The sequence below is a fragment of the Streptomyces sp. SID5643 genome, assembly GCF_009872555.1.
Classification (GTDB): domain Bacteria; phylum Actinomycetota; class Actinomycetes; order Streptomycetales; family Streptomycetaceae; genus Streptomyces; species Streptomyces iakyrus.
In genome coordinates this window covers 1-20490 of the sequence record NZ_WWIC01000018.1, presented here as the reverse complement: position 1 = coordinate 20490, position 20490 = coordinate 1, and the positions used below count along the sequence as shown (strand labels likewise).

General features: G+C 71.8%; 26 protein-coding genes and 1 pseudogene. 8 read left to right on the top strand and 19 right to left on the bottom strand.

The annotated features are described in order from the left end of the window. From GTY56_RS02140 to GTY56_RS02130, 3 genes are all read right to left on the bottom strand, one after another. Window positions 1-804: aminotransferase class I/II-fold pyridoxal phosphate-dependent enzyme (locus tag GTY56_RS02140; RefSeq protein WP_161361879.1), on the bottom strand; the 804-nt coding region annotated here is incomplete at its 3' end. A 181-nt stretch (window positions 805-985) separates the two neighbouring features. Further along, window positions 986-1675 carry a hypothetical protein gene (locus GTY56_RS02135; protein WP_161361877.1) on the bottom strand — a complete coding sequence of 230 codons (690 nt, stop codon included), beginning with the start codon at window positions 1673-1675 and terminating at the stop codon, window positions 986-988. Between the two features lie 152 nt (window positions 1676-1827). Next, complete coding sequence (locus GTY56_RS02130; RefSeq protein WP_161361875.1) at window positions 1828-2622, bottom strand: RNA polymerase sigma factor SigF; 795 nt, start codon at window positions 2620-2622, stop codon at window positions 1828-1830. A gap of 238 nt (window positions 2623-2860) precedes the next feature. On the opposite strand from GTY56_RS02130, the gene GTY56_RS02125 reads away from it, so the two are divergent. Further along, a complete protein-coding gene (locus GTY56_RS02125) occupies window positions 2861-4654 on the top strand; it encodes a thiamine pyrophosphate-requiring protein (RefSeq protein WP_161361874.1) in 1794 nt (597 codons plus the stop codon). Here GTY56_RS02125 and GTY56_RS02120 read toward each other — a convergent pair. Then, complete coding sequence (locus GTY56_RS02120) at window positions 4608-4787, bottom strand: hypothetical protein (protein WP_161361872.1); 180 nt, start codon at window positions 4785-4787, stop codon at window positions 4608-4610. The genes GTY56_RS02125 and GTY56_RS02120 overlap by 47 nt on opposite strands. Before the next feature lie 159 nt (window positions 4788-4946). On the opposite strand from GTY56_RS02120, the gene GTY56_RS02115 reads away from it, so the two are divergent. The 3 genes from GTY56_RS02115 to GTY56_RS02105 all read left to right on the top strand — a co-directional run bounded on the left by GTY56_RS02115 (window position 4947) and on the right by GTY56_RS02105 (window position 6478). Further along, on the top strand, window positions 4947-5348 hold the full coding sequence (locus GTY56_RS02115; RefSeq protein ID WP_161361870.1) for a DUF2795 domain-containing protein: 402 nt from the start codon (window positions 4947-4949) through the stop codon (window positions 5346-5348). A gap of 72 nt (window positions 5349-5420) precedes the next feature. Continuing rightward, window positions 5421-5852, top strand: a complete 432-nt coding sequence (locus tag GTY56_RS02110; RefSeq protein WP_161361869.1) for a CBS domain-containing protein — start codon at window positions 5421-5423, stop codon at window positions 5850-5852. Between the two features lie 83 nt (window positions 5853-5935). Next, window positions 5936-6478: a type 1 glutamine amidotransferase domain-containing protein gene (locus tag GTY56_RS02105; protein WP_161361867.1), complete on the top strand. Its 543-nt coding sequence runs from the start codon at window positions 5936-5938 to the stop codon at window positions 6476-6478. Between the two features lie 62 nt (window positions 6479-6540). On the opposite strand, the gene GTY56_RS02100 is transcribed toward GTY56_RS02105, so the two are convergent. After that, window positions 6541-6798, bottom strand: coding sequence for a DUF6158 family protein (locus tag GTY56_RS02100; protein WP_033309321.1), 258 nt, complete (start codon window positions 6796-6798; stop codon window positions 6541-6543). A 94-nt stretch (window positions 6799-6892) separates the two neighbouring features. Here GTY56_RS02100 and GTY56_RS02095 point away from each other — a divergent pair, with 94 nt between their 5' ends. Beyond that, window positions 6893-7993, top strand: coding sequence for a baeRF2 domain-containing protein (locus GTY56_RS02095; protein ID WP_161361864.1), 1101 nt, complete (start codon window positions 6893-6895; stop codon window positions 7991-7993). Between the two features lie 222 nt (window positions 7994-8215). Here GTY56_RS02095 and GTY56_RS02090 read toward each other — a convergent pair whose 3' ends face one another. Together GTY56_RS02090 and GTY56_RS02085 are read right to left on the bottom strand one after the other, a co-directional pair. Beyond that, on the bottom strand, window positions 8216-9835 hold the full coding sequence (locus GTY56_RS02090) for an ATP-binding cassette domain-containing protein (RefSeq protein ID WP_161361862.1): 1620 nt from the start codon (window positions 9833-9835) through the stop codon (window positions 8216-8218). 63 nt (window positions 9836-9898) lie between these two features. Further along, a complete protein-coding gene (locus tag GTY56_RS02085; protein WP_161361860.1) occupies window positions 9899-10441 on the bottom strand; it encodes an MOSC domain-containing protein in 543 nt (180 codons plus the stop codon). Between the two features lie 211 nt (window positions 10442-10652). Here GTY56_RS02085 and GTY56_RS02080 point away from each other — a divergent pair, with 211 nt between their 5' ends. Then, window positions 10653-11474 carry a class I SAM-dependent methyltransferase gene (locus GTY56_RS02080; RefSeq protein ID WP_161361858.1) on the top strand — a complete coding sequence of 274 codons (822 nt, stop codon included), beginning with the start codon at window positions 10653-10655 and terminating at the stop codon, window positions 11472-11474. 42 nt (window positions 11475-11516) lie between these two features. Next, complete coding sequence (locus GTY56_RS02075; protein WP_033309166.1) at window positions 11517-11687, top strand: hypothetical protein; 171 nt, start codon at window positions 11517-11519, stop codon at window positions 11685-11687. 51 nt (window positions 11688-11738) lie between these two features. On the opposite strand, the gene gvpK is transcribed toward GTY56_RS02075, so the two are convergent. From gvpK to GTY56_RS02015, 12 genes are all read right to left on the bottom strand, one after another. Continuing rightward, window positions 11739-12002: a gas vesicle protein K gene (gene gvpK, locus GTY56_RS02070; RefSeq protein WP_030843810.1), complete on the bottom strand. Its 264-nt coding sequence runs from the start codon at window positions 12000-12002 to the stop codon at window positions 11739-11741. Window positions 12003-12037: 35 nt separating this feature from the next. Next, window positions 12038-12226, bottom strand: a complete 189-nt coding sequence (gvpJ, locus tag GTY56_RS02065) for a gas vesicle protein (RefSeq protein ID WP_003994122.1) — start codon at window positions 12224-12226, stop codon at window positions 12038-12040. A 16-nt stretch (window positions 12227-12242) separates the two neighbouring features. Continuing rightward, a complete protein-coding gene (locus GTY56_RS02060; protein ID WP_161361856.1) occupies window positions 12243-12998 on the bottom strand; it encodes a GvpL/GvpF family gas vesicle protein in 756 nt (251 codons plus the stop codon). Further along, entirely contained in the window at window positions 12995-13333 is a 339-nt protein-coding gene (gene gvpJ / locus GTY56_RS02055; RefSeq protein WP_031108661.1) for a gas vesicle protein, read from the bottom strand. The genes GTY56_RS02060 and gvpJ (GTY56_RS02055) overlap by 4 nt, the downstream gene beginning before the upstream one ends. Beyond that, the gene (locus GTY56_RS02050) at window positions 13330-14469 is read right to left on the bottom strand and encodes an SRPBCC family protein (protein ID WP_161361855.1); all 1140 of its coding nucleotides are present in this window, start codon (window positions 14467-14469) and stop codon (window positions 13330-13332) included. Before GTY56_RS02050 ends, gvpJ (GTY56_RS02055) begins: the two co-directional genes overlap by 4 nt. Then, a complete protein-coding gene (locus tag GTY56_RS02045; protein ID WP_161361853.1) occupies window positions 14466-15137 on the bottom strand; it encodes a DNA primase in 672 nt (223 codons plus the stop codon). Before GTY56_RS02045 ends, GTY56_RS02050 begins: the two co-directional genes overlap by 4 nt. Next, window positions 15134-15397: a gas vesicle protein GvpG gene (locus GTY56_RS02040; RefSeq protein ID WP_161361851.1), complete on the bottom strand. Its 264-nt coding sequence runs from the start codon at window positions 15395-15397 to the stop codon at window positions 15134-15136. Before GTY56_RS02040 ends, GTY56_RS02045 begins: the two co-directional genes overlap by 4 nt. 4 nt (window positions 15398-15401) lie before the next feature. Beyond that, a complete protein-coding gene (locus GTY56_RS02035) occupies window positions 15402-16175 on the bottom strand; it encodes a GvpL/GvpF family gas vesicle protein (protein ID WP_161361849.1) in 774 nt (257 codons plus the stop codon). Continuing rightward, on the bottom strand, window positions 16172-16597 hold the full coding sequence (gene gvpJ / locus GTY56_RS02030) for a gas vesicle structural protein GvpA (RefSeq protein WP_161361846.1): 426 nt from the start codon (window positions 16595-16597) through the stop codon (window positions 16172-16174). The genes GTY56_RS02035 and gvpJ (GTY56_RS02030) overlap by 4 nt, the downstream gene beginning before the upstream one ends. Window positions 16598-16643: 46 nt before the next feature. Further along, window positions 16644-17015, bottom strand: coding sequence for a gas vesicle protein GvpO (gvpO, locus tag GTY56_RS02025; protein WP_161361844.1), 372 nt, complete (start codon window positions 17013-17015; stop codon window positions 16644-16646). 92 nt (window positions 17016-17107) lie between these two features. After that, window positions 17108-18037, bottom strand: a complete 930-nt coding sequence (gene ligD, locus GTY56_RS02020) for a non-homologous end-joining DNA ligase (RefSeq protein ID WP_161361842.1) — start codon at window positions 18035-18037, stop codon at window positions 17108-17110. Beyond that, complete coding sequence (locus GTY56_RS02015; RefSeq protein ID WP_161361840.1) at window positions 18034-19881, bottom strand: transketolase; 1848 nt, start codon at window positions 19879-19881, stop codon at window positions 18034-18036. Before GTY56_RS02015 ends, ligD begins: the two co-directional genes overlap by 4 nt. A 216-nt stretch (window positions 19882-20097) precedes the next feature. Here GTY56_RS02015 and GTY56_RS41060 point away from each other — a divergent pair. Next, a pseudogene (locus GTY56_RS41060) lies at window positions 20098-20490 on the top strand (hypothetical protein); the annotation flags it as partial.

The following is a 20490-nucleotide window of genomic DNA, read 5'->3' as shown; positions in this document are numbered from 1 at the left end:
CCCCAGGGCGTACCCGGCCGCGGCGGCGACGGGCGCGGCGACGCGGGCGTCGAGGGCGGTGAGGACGTCGAGCACGCGCGCGTGGAGGTTCTCTCCGTCGTCCCCGGCCGGGAAGCGGGCCACGGCGGCCGGCCAGCCGGGCGGGAGCAGCGCCCCGGCCAGGTCGGTGACGACGGTGACCCGGTCGGGCACCATCTCGGCGGGGCTGAGCAGCACGGTGTCGTGCGGGTCGTGCAGGGTGTCGCGCCAGGTCTCGTCGCTGACGAGGTGCAGGCCCTCGCCCCGGGCGGCCTCGACGGTCTCGTGGAGCAGTTCGGGAGGGGCCACCGTCGCGGTGGGGTCGTCGGCGACGGACAGCACGAGCAGCCGTGGGTCGCCGCCCTCGGCGCGGACCCGGCGCACGGTCTCCAGCAGCGCGTACGGGTCGGGCACACCGCCGCTCTCCGGCGGGGTCGGCACATGGAAGGCGGGACGCCCCAGCAGGCGTGCGTACGGCGCCCACCAGGCGGCGCAGGGCCGCGGTACGAGGACGTCGCCGCCGAGGGCGGCGGTCAGGGCGAGCAGCAGGGCGGGCGAGCCGGGGGCGGCGGCCACCCGGTCGGGGTCGCAGGGCAGTCCGCGGCGGTGCCAGTAGCCGCAGGCGGCCTCGCGCAGGGCACGGCTGCCGCCGACCGGCTCGTGGCCGCCCCGGGAGGCCGCGGCGGCGAGCACCGCGGACAGCTCCGGCAGGACCGGCAGCCCGTCCTCGGGGAGCGGCGGCCCGAACCGGACGGGGCCGTGACCTTCGGGGGCCGTGCGCCGCATCCGTACCTCCGCAGTGCCAGTGCCTGGTGCCGCCGTGTCGTGTCGCCGTCGCCCTCGGCACCTGAGTACCCACAGTGCCGCCGCCCCATGGGCGCCCGGCCGGGTCGTGACGGTCACAGCATGAGCGGGGCCGGGCCGGGGAAGCCGGGTCCCCCCGGCGCGGGCGAACAGGCCCGGAGGGTCAGCGGAAGGGGTCGCCCCCGCGGTTGCGCAGGCGGTGGACGGCGGCTGCGCACGCGCCCGCGATCAGCACCCCGCCCGCGACCAGGGCGGGCACGGAGTCGGTGAAGGCGCCGCCGTCACCGGCCCGCACTCCGCGCTGGACCGGTGCCGCGCCGCACTCGGTGTGGTGGCGTTCGTGGTGGTGCGAGGGTTCGGGACAGGGCTTGTGGGTGGGGTGGTGGGTCGGGTGGTGCGTGGGCTGGTGCGACGGCTTGTGGGATCCGCCGCCGTGCGCCACGGTGAACGTCGCGCTCCACTCCGTGCCCTCCCCGCCGGGGGCGGCCGGGCAGATGCCGTCGACGGTCCACGCCGAGTCCTCGCCCAGGGCGTCCGGGTCGCCCTCGAAGTTGTCCGCGGAGGCGATGAGGGCCGTGCCGCGGTAGGCGGGGCCGGACACCTCGTCGTCGTTGCCGGTGACCCGCTGGAGCGGCACCGTGCCCTCGTCGAAGGCCTGCGAGGTCGCGTCGATGGTGTCGGGCGGCGGCCCACCGGTCGGATCGCAGCTGACCGAGACGGTGACGGTGCCTCCGGGCTGGACGGTGGCGGGACTGACCTCCGCGGCCGGCTCGGCGAAGACGGCCGGCGCCGCGCCCACCAGGGCTGAGCCGGCCAGGACGGCGACGGACAGGGCGTGCAGGCTGCGGCGCATCGAGGGGACTCCTTCGGTAGTCATACCCCTCTGCCATGACAGCCAGGCCCCTGCGCCGACGCGCGCGGCGAGGCCCCATTGGCGGGACAGTGCCACTCGACCGGGTGAACCGGAGCGCCCCCGGGGGCGCGGGCCGCAGTGAGATGCGGCCCTCAGGCGACGTCCCTCATGACCTGCTCCCGCACCCGTCCGCAGCACCGGCTGATCAGCCGGGACACGTGCATCTGCGAGATGCCGAGCTCCTCGGCGATCCGGCTCTGCGTCATGTCCCCGAAGAACCGCATGTACAGGATCGCCCGCTCCCGCTCGGGCAGCGCCGCCAGCCGGGCCTTCACGGACTCCCGGTCGACGACCGTGTCCAGCGCGGGGTCGTCCGACCCCAGCGCGTCGCTCAGGGAGTAGCCGTCCTCGCTGCCGGGCAGCTCCGCGTCCAGGGACAGCGCCGTGAAGCTCTCCAGCGCCTCCAGACCGGCGCGGACGTCCTCCTCGCTCATGTTCGCGTGCTCGGCGAGCTCGGACACGGTGGGGCGGCGCCCGGAGATGGTGTGGGACAGCTCCTGTCCGGCGATACGCACACGGTTGCGCAGGTCCTGGACGCGGCGGGGTACGTGCAGGGTCCACATGTGGTCCCGGAAGTGCCGCTTGATCTCGCCGGTGACGGTCGGCACGGCATAGCTCTCGAAGGCGTTGCCGCGCTCGGGGTCGTACCGGTCGACGGCCTTGACCAGGCCGAGGGCAGCGACCTGGCGCAGGTCCTCCAGGTTCTCGCCGCGGCTGCGGAAGCGTCCGGCGAGGCGGTCCGCCATGGGCAGCCAGGCCTCGACGATCTCGTCGCGGAGCGCGTCGCGCTCCGGGCCGGCGGGCATCGAGGTGAGCCTGCGGAAGGCCTCGGCGGTGTCGGGGGCGTCGTCGTGGGGGTGCCGTTTCGCGCTGGTTCGGGTCTGCATGATGCGTCGCAATTCCCTTGCAGATGCTTGGGGTCGGACGGTCACCGTGGAAGCGCATCCGCTTCTGGACAGGGCCTCGGTGGCGGCGCGCGACGCCGCTCCCACGGGCGTGCCTCCTGTCCGAAGCACTGAGGGGCGCCTGCCCCCGGCCCCCGCCCGCAAACCCGGAGAGGTTTTCCGCCGTCGCGCAGGGTGACTCGTACTGCCGGCTCTGCCCCCTACGTCCGGGAGGTCGTACATGAGCACCAAGGTCGCCGACCATGTTCTGCGGAGGCTGCGCGAATGGGGAGTGGAGCAGGTCTTCGGCTATCCGGGCGACGGCATCAACGGCCTGCTCGCCGCGTGGGGCAGGGCCGAGAACGAGCCGCGGTTCGTGCAGTCACGGCACGAGGAGATGTCGGCGTTCCAGGCGGTGGGCTACGCCAAGTTCAGCGGCCGTCTCGGGGTGTGCGCCGCGACGTCGGGGCCGGGCGCGATCCATCTGCTGAACGGCCTGTACGACGCGAAGCTGGACCACGTGCCGGTGCTGGCGATCGTCGGCCAGACGCACCGCACCGCGATGGGCGGCTCCTATCAGCAGGAAGTCGATCTGCACACGCTGTACAAGGACGTCGCCTCCGATTTCGTGGAGACGGTGACGGTGCCCGAGCAGCTGCCGAACGTACTGGACCGGGCGATCCGCACCGCGTACGCGCGCCGCTGCCCGACCGCGGTCATCATCCCCGGCGATGTGCAGGAGCTCGACTACGCGCCGCCGACGCACGAGTTCAAGATGGTGCCCTCCAGCCTGGACCGCGGCTCGTGGACGGCGATGCCCTCCGACGACTCGGTGCGGCGGGCCGCCGAGATCCTCAACTCCGGTGACAAGGTGGCGATCCTGGTGGGCCAGGGCGCTGCCGGAGCGCGGGCCGAGGTGGAGCGGATCGCCGAGCTGCTCGGCGCGGGCGTCGCCAAGGCGCTGCTCGGCAAGGACGTCCTCAGCGACGAACTGCCGTACGTCACCGGCTCGATCGGCCTGCTGGGCACGCGCCCGTCGTACGAGCTGATGCGGGACTGCGACACGCTGCTGACCATCGGCTCGTCGTTCCCGTACTCCCAGTTCCTGCCGGAGTTCGATCAGGCACGGGGCATCCAGATCGACATCGATCCGCACATGGTCGGGATGCGCTACCCGTACGAGGTGAACCTGGTCGGTGACGCGAAGGCCACCCTGGAGCGGCTGATCCCGCTCATCGAGGAGGGACGCGGGCGCGAGTGGTACGACACCGTGTGCGACAACGTCGCGCGCTGGCGTGACGTCATGGAGCGCCGGGCGGGGCTCGACGCCGACCCGATCAACCCGGAGTACGTGGCCCGCGCACTGGACCCGCTGCTGCCGGACAACGCGATCGTCGCCTCGGACTCGGGCTCCGCGGCCAACTGGTACGCACGGCACCTGACCATGAGGCCGGGCATGCGCGGCTCGCTCTCCGGCACGCTGGCGACGATGGGCTGCGGGGTGCCGTACGTGATCGGCGCGAAGTTCGCGCACCCCAACCGGCCGGCGATCGCGCTGGTGGGTGACGGGGCGATGCAGATGAACGGGATGGCGGAGCTGATCACGGCGGCCAAGTACCGGCATCTGTGGGAGGACCCGCGGCTGGTGATCGCGGTGTTCAACAACCACGATCTGAATCAGGTCACGTGGGAGCTGCGGGCGATGGGGGGCGCGCCGTCGTTCCTGCCCTCGCAGGAGCTTCCGGACGTGCAGTACGCCGCGTTCGCCCGTTCTCTGGGACTGACCGGCATCCGGGTGGAGAAGCCGGAGGACGTCGAGGCGGCCTGGCGGGCCGCCCTGGAGGCGGACGGCCCTGCGGTGGTGGAGTTCCTGACCGATCCCGCCGTCCCGCCGATCCCGCCGCACGCCACCTGGGACCAGATGGAGGCGACCGCCGCGTCGGTCCTGAAGGGCGACGCCGACCGGGGATCGATGGTCAAGCGGGGCTTCAAGGCGAAGGTGCAGGAGTTCCTGCCGGGGCGGGAGAAGAAGTAGCGGCGGCAGGGGGCACGCCGGCCGGTTCGGGCCGGCCGGCGTCCTCCTGCGGCAGCAGCAACTCCTCGTAGCGCCCCAGCACCAGCACCACTCCGAGCATGAGCAGCGGGATGAGCACAGCGAGCATCGCCATGACGGGTCCTTCCCCAGAGAGGTGTGGGGGGTGTGATCCGGGTCTCCCGCAGAACATGGCGCAAACCAGTGCGGGCGGCGGCGATCGGGCTCACGGAACCTGTGTCGCCCTCCGGTGTACGGGTACGCGGTGCGGGCCCCCGAACGTCTGGAGGGAGACATGCAGCGAGGCAGCGACCGGCTGAGCGTCCACCGGGACGACGAGATGAAGCACGAACTGCAGGGTCTGCTCAGGTCAGGGCACCCCACGCGCAGTGAGGAGTGGCACGACCCGGAGCCGGCCGCCGAGGACGACCCCGAGGTCGCCCACGGGCCGGTGACGCCGAGCCGTGCGCCGACGTCCCTGGAGTCGGTCCGGCTGGACCTGGCCCGGATCCTGGGCCGCAGGGCGTTCCCCGCGAGCGCGCGCGACCTGGCCCGCGAGCTGCGCGGCCGCCAGGCGCCCGACACCTTGGTCGAGGCCCTGGAGGGGCTGCCGCGCCAGGAGCGCTACGGCAATGTCCAGGAGCTGGCCCAGGCCCTGATCCGGGCCCGTGAGACCGGGCCGGAGGAGTACGCGTAGGGACCGCGCCGGGGGCGCCGCGGGCTGCCGCGGCGCCCCCGCCGGCCTGGGAACGGAGGGAAGGCTCCCGAGATGGCCGAGTACGTCAAGGACGTGATGACAGCGGGTGTGGCCGCGGTGCGCCCGGACGCCTCGCTCGTCGAGGCGGCGCAGCTGATGCGCACGCAGAACATCGGCGACGTGGTGGTGGCCGAAGGGCAGGACGTGATCGGTGTGCTCACCGACCGTGACATCACCGTACGGGCCGTGGCCGACGGCGCCGATCCGATGACGGTCAGCGCGCGGACCGTGTGCACCCCCCGTCCGGTGACGGTGACGCCGGACGACCTCGTGGCGACGGCGGTGACGCTGATGCGCGAGCACGCGGTACGCCGGCTGCCGGTGGTGGAGAACGGGCTGCCGGTGGGGATCGTGAGCCTCGGCGACGTGGCCGAGGCCGAGGACCCGGCGTCGGCACTCGCCGACATCAGCCGCGCCGAGCCCGACGCCCGGGGCGGCGGGTGACCACGGACCGGACGGAGCGGAGCAGCGTCGGCGTGCGCGCCGGCGCCCGGAACGAACAAGAGCGGGAAAGGACGTAGAACATCATGCGCATTGCGTTTCTGGTCGCGCCCGAGGGCGTCGAGCAGGTCGAGCTGACCGATCCGTGGCAGGCCGCGAAGGACGCGGGTCACGAGCCCGTGCTGGTGTCGACACAGCAGGGCGAGATCCAGGCCTTCCACCACCTCGACAAGGCGGACACGTTCCCCGTGGACGAGGTCGTGGGCGATGCCTCGCCGGACTCCTTCGGTGCTCTCGTGCTGCCGGGCGGCGTCGCCAATCCGGACTTCCTGCGGATGGACGACAAGGCCGTGGCTTTCGTCCGGGACTTCTTCGAGCACGGCCGTCCGGTGGCGGCGATCTGTCACGCGCCGTGGACGCTGGTCGAGGCGGACGTCGTACGCGGGCGGGAACTCACGTCCTGGCCGAGCCTTCAGACGGACATCCGCAACGCGGGCGGCACCTGGGTCGACAAGCAGGTCAAGGTCTGTGACCACGGGGCGAACAAGTTGGTCACCAGCCGTAAGCCGGACGATCTGAAGGCGTTCTGCGAGACCTTCCTGGAGGTCTTCGCGCAGGAGGCCGCCTGACAGTCGGGCGGCGGCGAGCGTTTCGCGCGCCGCTCCGTTCCGGCCGTGTCCTTCGAAGGGGCTCAGGTGCCGGGGTTCGCGGGAGTCTCCGACTCCCCGCTCCCGCGCTCCCGGGCCCCTTCGCGTGTGCGGCCCGCGGCCACGGGGCGGCGCGGGTTGCGGCGCAGATACTCGCCCTCCAGCTGCGCCATGCGCTCGTTGTGGGCGCGCAGCGCGTCGTTCGAGCCGTAGAGCAGCGTGTCGTGGCGCGTGCGGTGGATGGTCTCCAGCTCTTTCATGAGCTGCTGGTCGTCCAGCCGGTCAGGATCCACTCCGGTCATCGTGTCGCCCCGCTCGTCGTGTTCGTCCCTGCGGTCCGGGTACCCGCCCCCGGAGCAACTGAGCACTGCCCCCGAGCGGCATCCGGGAGGAACCATGGATCTCGCCTTTCTGCACCCACTGTACGAACACCCCGGGCCTTGGGCCTCCGTGTACGTCGACACCTCTCGGCACACGGAGGGCACTCCCCACGAGCGGGAGCTGACGGCCCAGGCGATGGCCGGCGCGCTGGCCGAGCAGGGAGCGGACGAGGCGACGTGCCAGGCCGTGCGGGGCGCGATCGAGGATCTGCGGCACTCCTCCGAGCCGCACGGCCGCGCCCTGTTCGCCCGTGCCGGCGAGGTCGTCCTCGACCCGCCGCTGGTCCGTCCGCCGCAGGGCGGCGACTGGGCCGAATGGGCGCCGCTGCCGCGGGTCGCGCCCCTGCTGGAGCTGGCCGGCGAGGACCCGGTGTGCGTGGTGGCGTACGTCGACCGCAAGGGCGCGGACTTCGAGCTGCGCAACGCGCTGGGCCGGGAGGACGCCGGGAGCGTCACCGGACGGCAGTGGCCCGTGCACCGGACGAGCTCCGCGGACTGGTCGGAGCGGCACTTCCAGCTGCGGGTGGAGAACACCTGGGAGCACAATGCCGCGGAGATCGCCGACGCGCTCGCCGTGTGCCAGGAGGAGACCAAGGCCGACCTGCTGATTCTCGTCGGCGACGACCGGGAGCGGCGGTCCGTGCACGAGCGGCTGCCCAAGCGGCTGCACGCGCTGGTGGTCGAGGCGCCGCACGGCACCGGCAGCCGGCTGCTCGACGAGGACGTGGAGCGCGCCCGGGCCGAGCATGTGGCGCGGCAGGCCGAGGCGGAGCTGGAGCGCTTCCGCGCCGCCCGCACCCCTGACGGCGAGGGCCGGTCCGGGGCCGCCGAGGGCGTGCCCGCGCTGGTCGAGGCGGCGCGGGAGCACCGCATCGACGAGCTGCTGATCAGGGTGGACGGGCCCGACGCGCACCGCGAGGTGTGGATCGGGGAGGACCCCGACCAGCTCGCGGTGCGCCGCACGGACCTGAAGGTCCTGGGCGAGCAGCACTCGTGGCCGGCCCGGGCGGACGACGCGCTGATCCGTTCCGCGGTGGCCACGGACGCGCCGGCGCTGTCGGTGTCCGAGCGTGAGGTGCCCGTGGGAGGCCTCGGAGCGCTGCTGCGCTGGAAGTGACCGGGGCTGCTGTGCGCCCGGCCTCCGTAGCAGTACCTCACACGTCGCGTGTGCGGGTACGCGGTGGCCGGTCGCGCAGTTCCCCCGCGCCTCTGAGGGGTGCGGCCCCGGGCACTTGGAAGTGACCGGGGTACCGCGCCCCGCCACCGCGAAGGGTGCCTCAGCCTCGCGCGTGCGGGTACGCGGTGGCCGGTCACGCAGTTCGCCGCGCCCTGAGGGCCCCTAGCGGGCGCGTTCGACCCGGCGTTCGTCCCAGACCGGGTCCGGGGTCTCCCGGACCCGGCCGTCGCTGCCGAAGACCAGGAAGCGGTCGAAGGAGCGGGCGAACCAGCGGTCGTGGGTGACCGCGAGGACCGTGCCGTCAAAGGCCTCCAGGCCTTCCTGGAGGGCTTCGGCGGACTCCAGGTCGAGGTTGTCGGTCGGCTCGTCGAGCAGCAGCGCCGTCACGCCCTGGAGCTCCAGCAAAAGGATCTGGAAGCGGGCCTGCTGGCCCCCGGAGAGACGCTCGAACGTCTGCTCCGCCTGCTGGGTGAGCTCGTAGCGGCGCAGCCGTGAGGATGCGGCGCCGCGGTCCTGAGCGTGCTCCTTCCACAGGATGTCCAGGAGCGTGCGGCCCTCCAGCTCCGGGTGCGCGTGCGTCTGCGCGAAGTGGCCGGGCACGACCCGGGCGCCCAGCTTCCAGTCGCCCGTGTGCGCCACGTCGTCGCCCGCGAGCAGACGCAGGAAGTGGGACTTGCCCGAGCCGTTGGAGCCGAGGACGGCGACGCGCTCGCCGTAGAAGACCTCCAGGTCGAAGGGCTTCATCAGGCCGGTGAGCTCCAGGTTCGCGCAGGTGACGGCCCTGACGCCGGTGCGGCCGCCCTTGATCCGCATCCTGATGTCCTGCTCGCGCGGCGGCTCCGGAGGCGGGCCGGCCTCCTCGAACTTGCGCAGCCGGGTCTGCGCGGCCGCGTAGCGGGAGGCCATCTCATGGCTGACCGCGGCGGCCTGGCGCAGATTCAGCACCAGCTTCTTCAGTTGGGCGTGCTTCTCGTCCCAGCGCCTGCGCAGTTCCTCGAAGCGGGCGAAGCGCTCGCGCCGGGCGTCGTGGAAGGTGGCGAAACCCCCGCCGTGCACCCAGGCGTCGGCACCGGCGGGTCCGGGCTCCAGGGAGATGATGCGCTGGGCGGCGCGGGCGAGGAGTTCGCGGTCGTGGGAGACGAACAGAACCGTCTTGCGGGTCTCCTTCAGGCGTTCCTCCAGCCACCGCTTGCCGGGGACGTCGAGGTAGTTGTCGGGCTCGTCGAGGAGCAGCACCTCGTCGGTGCCGCGCAGCAGGGCCTCCAGGACGAGCCGTTTCTGCTCGCCGCCGGAGAGGGTGCGGACCTCCCGGAACTGCGCCTTGTCGTAGGGCACACCGAGCGCTGCCGTGGTGCACATGTCCCACAGCGTCTCGGCCTCGTAGCCGCGTGCCTCGGCCCAGTCGGCGAGGGCCTGGGCGTACTTCAACTGGGCGGCCTCGTCGTCGACGGTCATGATCGCGTGCTCGGCCTCGTCGACGGCCTTCGCGGCCTCGCGGATGCGGGGCGTCGCGACGGAAACGAGCAGGTCCCGTACGGTCGTCTCGTCGCATACGGACCCGACGAACTGCCGCATGACCCCGAGCCCGCCGCCGACGACCACGGACCCGCCGTGCGGCTTGAGCTCACCGGCGAGCATCCGCAGCAGGGTGGTCTTCCCGGCGCCGTTGGGCCCCACGAGGGCCACCACGGCCCCCTCCCCCACCCGGAACGAGACATCACCCAGCAGCGCCCTTCCGTCGGGCAGGTAGTACTCCAGATGCGCGGCTTCGAGGTGTCCCATGGGCGCGATTGTGTGGGGGCGCGGTGGCCGGGGGCAAACGGGTTTCGGAAGGCGCGGTGCCGGTCAGACCTTTTCCAGCGGCCGGTGCGGTCCGCTGGGGAGCTCCGCCTCGATCATGTCGCCGGGGCGGACCACGCCACCCTCGCGCACCACGCTCATGATCCCGGCCTTGCGCACGATGCCGCCCGCCTGGTCACGTCCGACGACCTGCTTGAGCAGCCCGTCCTGGAAGAGGTCGATCTGGAGGCAGGGGTTGCGCAGCCCCGTGACCTCCAGGACCGCGCTGTCGCCGATGCGCAGCAGGGTGCCGGTCGGCAGTGCCAGCAGGTCGATGCCCCGGGTGGTGATGTTCTCGCCGAGGTCGCCGGGCGCCACCTTGAAACCCGCCTCGCCGACCTCGGCGAAGAGCTCCTCGTGCATGAGGTGGACCTGGCGCAGGTTCGGCCGGGTGGGGTCCTGCGCGACGCGTGAGCGGTGCTTGACCGTCACGCCGGCGTGCACGTCCCCCTCGACGCCGAGGCCGGTGAGCAGCGTGATGCTGTCCCGGTTCGGCTTGGTGAACGCGTACTCCCCGTTGCTGCTGACCGCCGTCACGTGCCCGCTCATCGATCGCTTCCCCCTGTTTCGGTGATGATGATCAGCCACGAGCCTGCCCCGGGGCCGTCGGTGTGTCCACCCCTCCGGGCACCCGCCCGGCATGACGTCGCCAGTTTCTGACTTCCCGTCAGTCCATATGTCAGGATGCGGGTCTCAATATGCGGCGTCGCTGCGTACGGTGATCTCCTGCCGTCCCGAACCGGAAGGGGTGGGATCCGCCATGCCGGAACCCCGCGAGACCGCCGTCTACACCCACGGACACCACGAGTCGGTGCTGCGCTCGCACACCTGGCGCACCGCCGCCAACTCGGCGGCGTACCTGCTGCCTTCGCTCAAGCCCCACATGAAGATCCTGGACATCGGCTGCGGACCCGGCACCATCACCGCAGACCTGGCCCGACTCGTGCCCGCCGGGCAGGTCACCGGCGTCGACCGGGCGCCTGAGATCCTGGAACAGGCACGCGCCACGGCGGCCGGGCGGGGGCTGGAGAACGTCCACTTCGCGGTCGCCGACGTGCACGCCCTGGACTACCCGGACGACACCTTCTGCGTGGTCCACGCCCACCAGGTGCTCCAGCACGTGGGCGATCCGGTGCGGGCACTGCGGGAGATGAAGCGGGTCGTCAGGCCCGGCGGGATCGTCGCCGTACGGGACGCGGACTACGAGGCCATGACCTGGTACCCCGCGTCCGAGGGACTCGACGCGTGGCTGGACCTCTACCGCCGGGTCGCCCGGGCCAACGGCGGTGAGCCGGACGCCGGGCGCCGGCTGAGGTCCTGGGCGCTGCGGGCCGGGCTGACGGACATCACGGCAAGCTCGGGCACCTGGACCTACGCCACTCCGCAGGAGCGGGCCTGGTGGAGCGGGCTGTGGGCCGACCGCACTCTGGCCTCGGCGTACGCGGACCGGGCCGTCGAGGGCGGACACACCGACGAGGCGGGGCTGCGCGACGCGGCCGCGGCCTGGCGGGAGTGGGGCACGCGGGAGGACGGGTGGTTCAGCGTTCTGCACGGAGAAATTCTCTGCCGCAAGGAAGCCTGAAACACCATTTCCGGGACACTCTGAAAGCAGGAGGTTCGAATTATGGTTCCCATCCTGCTGGTACTGCTTCTGGCTTTGGTTCTGTTCGGCGCCGGATTCGCAGTGGAGATTCTCTGGTGGATCGCTCTCGCGGTTCTCGTCGTCTGGCTGCTGGGATTCTTCGTCCGCGGCACGTCGGCAGCCGGCGGCAGGGGCCGCTGGTACAGGTGGTAGGACGCACAGTTTCCCCGGGCCTGGGTCAGGGCCCGGGGAAACGCGTGTGCGTCAGTCCCGCGGAAGCAGCGGTCCGAGCGGCCCGAGGTCCAGATTCAGGTCCTCGGGCCGCAGTCCGTAGCGGTCGCGCAGTTCCGTCATCCGCTCGTCGAGCAGCATGAGCGTGAGCCCGATCCGCTCCTCCTGCTCCTCGCTCAGATCCCCCACGTCGAACCGGCGCAGCGCCTGGCGCTCCATGAGCTGGCGCAGCAGTTCCACCACCGTCAGCACGAGTTTGACCAGGTCGCGCTCGACCGTGTCGGGCTCCAGATCCATCCGGTTCGAACGCGGCCGGGGGTTCTCGCGGGCGGTCACAGCAACTCCTCGAACGGTGAGGGCACCTGGGCGTTCACCGAGCTGATGAGCGCATTGAGGTCGATACGCACGAGGTCGACGTCGGCGATGCGCAGCGTGATGTCCCCCGTGATCACGACGCCGCCGGCGAGCAGCCGGTCCAGCAGGTCCACGAGGGCGACCTCACGGCGTTCCACTACGGTCACGGATTCTCCCGGTCGGTCATGTGGTCTCCCCCGCGAACGAATAGGCCGCCCAGGGGCCGGTGAGCTCGATGCGCATGCCCGGCACCTCGCCCTTCGTGCGGTCCACCAGTTCCACGAATTCCTCGGAATTCGCGCGGGGCACGAGATAAGCGGCGTTCAGCACGTTCCGCCCGGTCGCCTTGGAGAGCGCGGGGTTCTGCGGGGGATGCATCCGGGAATCCTCAGCGAATGCGGAAAGCTCCTCGTGCAGTCGGGTCGAGAATGCCTCGGCCTTCTGCCACATTTCTTCGTGGGATTTGGTCTGCGTACGCCGCTGGCGCAGGTAGTCCCGGCCCGACGCCGGCTTCTGCGCGGGCCGGGCGCTCTCCTGCGGCTCGGACTCGGCGTACACCTTGACGCCCCACTCGACGCGGCCCTCCAGCCGGTCGAGGGTGCTCAGGAAATCCTCCTCGCGGGCCTCGATCATCATCCGTACCCCGCTGTCGTCGTGGAAGACGGTGCCGAGGCGCAGCGGCAGCGGGGTCGTGACGGTGGTGAGCGCGTCGATGACGCCCTGGTGGGCCCGGGCGGTCTCGGTGAGCCAGTCCAGGTCCTCCAGATGGCGCCGGAGCGGCTCCTCGGCGAAGTCCCGCTCCGGCACGTGGCTCACCACGGCCACCAGGCCGTGGTGAGTCAGCGCTCTGGGCGGATCGCCCGCCACCCCCGTCAGCTGGGCCTGGAGCGGTGTCCCGAAGGGGCGGCAGACGGCGTAGACGTACCGCAGTCCGGTCACGGTGCCTCCTTCTTCTCCGCGCGGCCCGGCTCCAGTTCCTCCAGCCGGGCCAGCCTCTCGCGCAACTCGGCGTTCTCACGGGTCAGTTCGTCACGGCGGGCCCGCGAGCTCAGGGCCGGGTCGGTCTCCCACCAGTCGATGCCCATCTCCTTCGCCTTGTCGACCGAGGCGACGATCAGACGCAGTTTGATCGTGAGGAGTTCGATGTCGAGCAGGTTGATCCGGATGTCGCCCGCAATGACGATGCCCTTGTCCAGGACCCGTTCAAGGATGTCGGCGAGATTGGCACCGCTTCCCTGGCCGTAGGGTTCGGGCATCCTGCTGGGCGTCGTCATCGCCGGCTCCCTGCCTCGACTTCCTCATCCTCGTCCTCGGGCTCGTCCTCGTATTCCTCGTCCTCGTCCTCGTACTCGCCCTCGGGTTCTTCTTCCTCCTCGGGCTCTTCCCCGTCCTCCTCGTCGTACTCGGCCTCGGAGTCGTCCTCGTACTCGCCCTCGGGCTCCTCCTCGGACTCCTCTTCCGACTCGTCCTCGTCGTGCTCGTCCTCGGGTTCCTCGCCCTCGGGCTCCTCCTCGGACTCCTGCTCGGCCTCCTCCTCGGCGACCGCGTCGTCGTGGCTGCGGACGACCTCGCCGTCGCGGATCTCACCGCGCCAGCCGTCCTCCGCCTCGCCCTTGATCGTGATGAAGCGGACGAAGTTCTTGAGGTCGAGCCGGGCCCGGCGGCCCTGGGCGCGCCAGATGTTGCCGGTCTTCTCGAAGAAGCCGGACGGGTAGTACTCGATGACCAGCAGGACGCGGGTCAGGTTGTCGGTGAGCCGGTGGAAGGAGACGACGCCCTTCGTGGTGCCCTTGGCCCCCTCGGAGGTCCAGGCGATGCGGTCGTCGGGGACCTGCTCGGTGGTCTTCGCCTTCCAGCTGCGGTTGGACCACCAGATCTTCGCCTGCCAGTCGGAGTGCGTGTCGTCGTCGCGGCTCGCGCTCTTGACACCCTTGGCGAAGGTGCTGAAGTCCTGGTACTTCGTCCACTGGTCGTACGCCGTGCGCAGCGGCACACCGACGTCGATGTGCTCGATGATGACAGTGGGCTTGTTGCCGGAGCGGCCCTTGCCCTTCTTGCCCTTGCCGCCGCCCAGGTTCTTGAAGGCGCCGGTGACCTTGTCCTTGAGGCGCGAGCCGCCCAGCTCCACCGCGGAGCGCAGCGGTCCCTTGCCCTCGGCGATCTTGCGACCGCCGTCGAGGGCGAGTTTGGCGAAGCCCGGGCTGTTGCCCTCGGCTATGTCGTTCAGCTTGCCGGTGGTCTCGCCGAGCTTGCGGCCGACGCCGGTCAGCATGCGGGTGGCCTGGGCGGCGAGGTACTCCTGCAACTCGGCCTTGAGCCGGTCGGCGGCCTCGCTGTGGGCCAGGTCGGTGAGCGGGTTCTTCGCCGCTCCGTTGGCGGCGGACTTCGCCGAACCGAGTGTGTCGCTCATCCCTCACCGCCTCCCTTCGGCAGTCGGGACCGGGCGCTGCCGCCCCTGCGCCCGGAGGTCGCCTTCTTGGCGGCCGTGGTCTTCTTCGCCGCCGTCTTCTTCGCGGGCGCCTTCTTGGCGGCCTTCTTGGCGGGGGCCTTCTTGGCGGTCTTCTGGGCCGTCTTCTTCGCGGAGGGCCTCTTGACCGGGGCCTTCTTCGCCGCCGGCTCCTCGTCCTCGTCCTCGTCCTCCTGCGACGCGGAGTCCTCGGACTCGTCGTCACGGGGCTCGTCGTCCTCGGGCTCCTCGCCCTCGGGCTCCTCGTCCTCGTACTCGTCGTCCGCGTCGTCGTCCTCGCGACCGCCGGGCACCACGCCCGTCAGCTGGTCGCGCACCTGGGCGGTCCGGCCATGGAGCCGGTCGGACAGGGCATCGAGCTGACGCTCGACCATGGCACCGGAGGCCGCCTTGCCGACACCGCGCAGATCCTCGCGCAGCTGGTCCCCGATCTCCTTGAACTGCGGGTTGTTCCGCAGCTGCTGCTGTAGCAGCTCCGCGACCATGCGCGGGCTCAGGTTCAGCTTCTTCCCGGCGACCAGGCCGCCGACGGCCACGGCCATCTTCAGCTTTTTGGTACGTCCCAGGAGATATCCGGCCCCCACCGCGAGGCCCAGTCCCATTCGGTTCATTGTGTAGTCCCGTTGCCTGTTCCCGCGCTCCCGCGCGAAGCGGTCTCCAGCCGGTCGAGGAGTTCGTCCTCAAGGCGGTCGAACTCCTCCTCCGTGATCTCCCCCGCCTCCAGCTGTTCCTCCAGGCGGCCCAGCTCGGCCCGGATGGTCGCCGGGTCGTAGTAGATCCGCTCGGCCTCCTGGAGCACCTGTCTGACGGCCCAGGCGCTGCCGCGTACCGGTGCGAACGGCAGCAGCAGCACCTCAGAGATCAGGCCCACGTCGTCACCCCGCTCCAGTGTCCGTGCCACTCGCCACGGTGCCCGCGGGCTCGGCCGGGCCGGGCTCGACGAAGCTGTACGGCGGCAGCGGTCCGTTGACCCGCACCTCCAGGTGCGGCATGTCCTTGCGGAGCTGCTCGACCGCGCCCAGGAAGGCATCGGCCGAGTCCCGGTCCACCAGGAACGACACGTTGGCCAGCCAGCCCGTGGACTCGGGGCCCACGCTCACGTCGTCGGCGGCCTGCTCCAGGGCTCGCTGCACCGCGGCGCCGTCGTCGGCCTCCTTGGCCTTGACCGCGGCCGCGACCAGCTCGCCGAGCCGGATCTTGTCGTCGTAACTTCCGCCGCCCGCCTGCCGGTTCGCCTCCGCGAGCCCGCGGATGTCGGGGCTCTCGGCCATCACCTGGTGCAGGACGGCCTCTTCGACGTGGTTGGCCTTGACGTTGTACTCGACCCGGTTGTCCAGGGCCCGCAGCCGCTCCTTGTAGTGCTCCGCGCGCTCGGCCAGCACCCCGGTGATGGAGGTGTCGTCCGGTGCCACGCTGCCGAACCGCATGGGCAGCACGCAGCCGGCCGCTCCGGCCTCGCTGAGCACGTTCTGGTGGGCGAGCAGGTCCTTGCGCTTGGGCCGCAGCCCTTCGGGCGCCTCACTGACGACGGCCGCCAGGTCGCCCTCCCGCAGAATGCGCACCTCGCGGGGCGGGTCTCCGACGCCGCCCATGCCCTCGGGCAGGGCGGGGTGCGAACTCGCCGCGATGCCGTAGACGTAGGTGCTCACTCCTGCTCCTCCTTACGGCGGGACGACGTGCTCTTGCGGGCCCGCGGACGCGACTCGGTCTCACCCTCGCTCCGGGCCTGCTTGAAGGCGTCGGAAATGGTCTCGGCGGCGCCGGACAGCGCCCCCTTGGACTTGCCGCGGGCACCGGACTCGGTGATCTCCCCGACCAGGTCGGGCAGGCCCGGGTCCTTGCGCGGCCCGGCCTCCAGGTCGAGCCGGTTGCACGCCTCGGCGAAGCGCAGGTAGGTGTCGACGCTGGCGACGACGACGCGGACGTCGATCTTGAGGATCTCGATGCCGACCAGGGAGACTCGGACGAATGCGTCGATGACGAGCCCCCTGTCCAGGACGAGTTCGAGCACGTCGTAGAGACCGCTGCTGCCGCCTCCGCCGCCGGTCTGCTGTGCCGGTACGACAGTCATGCCGGGTGTTCCTCCTCGTGTGTGGGTGCTGGTCCGGTCGGGCGGCCTAGCGGCCGCCGGGCCTGCGCGCGTCGGAACGGCCGCGTTCATAGCGGCGGACGCGCCGGTAGCCCGTGAGCTGCCCCTCTGTGTCGAGCTCCACCTGGTAGCTCGCCATCAGGCTCATCGTGTCGGGCACGCGCTCGAGTTCGAGGACCTCGACCTCCAGCGCCCAGCCCTCCTCCGTCTGCTCGAAGGACGACACGGACTCGGCTTCCATGCCGGTGAGTTCCGCGAGCTGGCCGCGCGCCTGGCGCAGCACCTCCATCGGACTCGGCCGGCTCTTGGCCGACTGGTTGTCGTTCGATTTGCTCGTGTTCCGGGAGTTCCGTGACTCCTGTGAATCCTGTGACTCTTGCGTGTTTTTTGTGTTCGACATGGCCACCTCCCCCTCCGTGTGGCCGCAAGCGTGTTCGCCAAACCTCTACAGGCGCATGCATCTGCCACCCGTCCGGCCGGAGGCGGGGTGCCTCAGCCACGCAGGGCGTCGAGCCGCCGCCGGGCCGGTCCCAGCGCCCGGCCCCGGTTCAGCAGGCCTGACCAGGGGTCGGTCCGGGCCTGCTCGACGGCGTCGGCGATGGTCCAGCGGCGGGCGTGCAGCTCCGGATCCTCCAGCTGGTCCCAGGTGACGGGGGTCGCCACCGGCGCGCCCGGGCGGGGCCGGACCGTGTAGGGCGCGACGGCGGTCTGGGCGTAGGCGTTGCGCTGGATGTCGAGGTAGAGCCGCTCGCCGCGCTCCTTCTTGCGGGCGGCGGTGGTGAGCCGGTCGGGGTGGGCGTCGGCGAGGGTGTCGGCGACGTCCCGGGCGAAGGCCCGCACCTCGTCGAAGTCGTGCCGGCCGTTCAGCGGCACGATCACGTGCAGTCCGCGTGAGCCGGTGGTCATCAGCGCCGAGGGCAGGTCGAGCTCGTCCAGCAGCTCCCCGAGCAGGCGGGCGGCCTCGCGCACGGCCTCGAAACGGTCTCCCGACGGGTCGAGGTCGAACACCAACCGGTCGGGGTGCTCGACGCTGTCGGCACGGGACAGCCAGCGGTGCAGGGTGATGCTCGCCTGGTCGGCCAGGTAGAGCAGGGTCGCGGTGTCGTCGCAGACGACATGGCGGACGGTGCCGCCCTCCTTGGCCACCTCGACGCGGGGGATCCACTCCGGGTAGTAGTGGGGGGTGTTCTTCTGCATGAACGTGGGGCCGTCGATGCCGTCGGGGTGCCGCTGAAGCATCAGCGGCCGGCCGCGCAGGTGCGGCAGCATGTAGGGCGCGACGGCCCGGTAGTACTCCACCAGGTCGCCCTTGGTGTACTCCTTGGCGTCGCCGCCGCCGGGGAAGAGCACCTTGTCCGGCCGGTGCACCTCCACCGTGCGGCGGCCCGCCCGCACCCGGCGCGTGCCGTCACCGCCGCTCACCGCACGACCGCCTCCTCGACCAGCAGCCGTCCGGCCGCCGCGACGGACTCCGCGTCGATGCCCGAGGCGCGCAACTGCTCCTCCGGGGACGCCGAGCCCGGCATCGTCCGTACGCCGAGCCGTACCAGGCGCGGTACGGGGCGCCCGTCGGTGAAGGCGTCGAGGACCGCGTCGCCGATGCCGCCCTCGGGGTGGTGGTCCTCCACGGTCACCAGGCAGCCGGTCTCCTCGGCGGCCCGGCGCAGGGTGGCCCGGTCGACGGGCTTCACGGAGTACAGGTCGATCACCCGCACCGCGATGCCCTCCTGCTCCAGGGCCTCGGCGGCGGCCAGTGCCTCGTGCACGGTGACGCCCGCCGCGACGAGGGTCAGCCGGTCCTCGCCGGAGGAGCGCAGCACCTTGCTGCCACCGACCGGGAACTCCTCGTCGGGGGCGTAGATCACCGGGCTCTCGCCGCGCGAGGTGCGCAGGTAGCGCACGCCCTCCAGGCCGGCCATCGCGCCGACGAGCCGTGCGGTCTGGTTGGCGTCGCACGGGTACAGCACGGTCGAGCCGTGCACCGCCCGCATCATCGCGAGGTCCTCGAGACCCATCTGGCTGGGCCCGTCCTCGCCGATGGCGACGCCCGCGTGCGAGCCGACGAGGTTGATGCCGGAGCCGCTGACCGACGCCATCCTGATGAAGTCGTAGGCGCGGGTCAGGAAGGCCGCGAAGGTGGCGGCGTACGGCACCCAGCCGCGGGCCGCGAGCCCGACCGCCGAGGCGACGAGCTGCTGCTCGGCGATGTAGCACTCGAAGTAGCGGTCGGGGTGCTCCTTGGCGAAGAACTCGGCGCGGGTGGAGTCGCCGACCTCGCCGTCCAGGGCGACGATGTCGCCGCGGCCGGTGCCGAGGGCGGTGAGCGCCTCACCGAAGGCGTTGCGGGTGGCGACCTCCTCGCCCTTGTCCCACCTCGGGAGGTCGAAGTCCCCGGTGTGGACGGAGTGCAGCATGCGGGCGGCGGGCGGCTCCTGCACCCGGACGCGGAGGTCGCGGGGGCCGCCGAGGGCCGCGATGGCCTCCTCGGCCTCCTTGAGCGGCTTGCCGTGCAGTCCCTCGCGGTCCTGGACTCCCTCGACGCCCTTGCCCTTGAGCGTGCGGGCGAGGATCGCGGTGGGCTGGCCCTTGGTGGAGGCGGCCTCGCCGTAGGCGCGGTCGATCGCGTCCACGTCGTGGCCGTCGACCTCGATGGTGTGCCAGTCGAAGGCCTGGAAGCGGCGGGCGTAGGCGTCCAGGTCGTGGCCGTGCCGGGTGGGACCGCGCTGGCCGAGCCGGTTGACGTCGACGATCACGGTGAGGTTGTCCAGGTGCTCGTACCCGGCGTGCTCGGCGGCCTCCCACACGGATCCCTCGGCCAGCTCGCTGTCGCCGCACAGCACCCAGGTGCGGTAGTCGGTGCGGTCGAGCCGCTTGCCGGCCAGGGCGATGCCGACCCCGACGGGCAGTCCCTGCCCGAGCGAGCCGGTCGCCGTCTCGACCCACGGCAGGCGCTGGGGGGTGGGGTGCCCTTCCAGACGGCTGCCGAGCTTGCGGAAGGTGAGCAGCTCTTCGTCGTCGATGGCACCGGCGGCCTTGTACGCGGAGTACAGCAGCGGCGAGGCGTGGCCCTTGGAGAGGACGAAGCGGTCGTTGCCGGGGTGGGCGGGGCGGTCGAAGTCGTAGCGCAGGTGGTGGGCGAGCAGGACGGCCATCAGGTCGGCGGCGGACATCGAGGACGTCGGGTGCCCCGAGCCCGCCGCGGCGGCGGCGCGGACGCTGTCCACCCGCAGCTGCTGTCCGAGGTCGGTGAGTTCACCGGTGTTCATGAGTCTCCTTTCGCGGAGTCGTCCGGGGCGTCGGTTCGTTTCACGGGGCCGGGGGCGGGGTGGTCCGCACCGGGCGGACGGGGCCGGGGCGCGGCGGCAGGCTGATTCCCAGCGGGCTGACCGCCGGGTTGGTCCTTCGCGGGCTCACCGCCCGGCTGATTCTTCGCCGGTTCACCGCCCGGCTGGTTCATGGCGGGCTCACCGCCCGGCTGATTCTTGGCGGGCTCACCGCCCGGCCGGTTCTTCACCGGCTCGCCACCCGGCCGGTTCGTCTCGGACCCGCCGCCGGACGGGTTCTTCTCCGGCCGGCCGACGCGCATGCTCTCGATCGGCTCACGACCGGACTGGCCCGTCGCCGGTTCACCACCGGGCCGGCTCCTCACCGGCCCACCACCGGGCTGCCTCTCGGCGGGATCGCCGCCGGGCAGGTTCTCGGCCGGTTCACCACCCGGCCGGTTTCTCACCGGCTCACCGGCGGTCGCCGCCGCCCTCTCGGTCTCCGCGAGCGGGCGGCCCTTCGCCGTCTCCGACTCCGACCGCAACTGGCCACGACCGGAGCCGGGCGGACCCGCAAGCGGGCGGCCCTTCGCCGTCTCCGACTCCGACCGC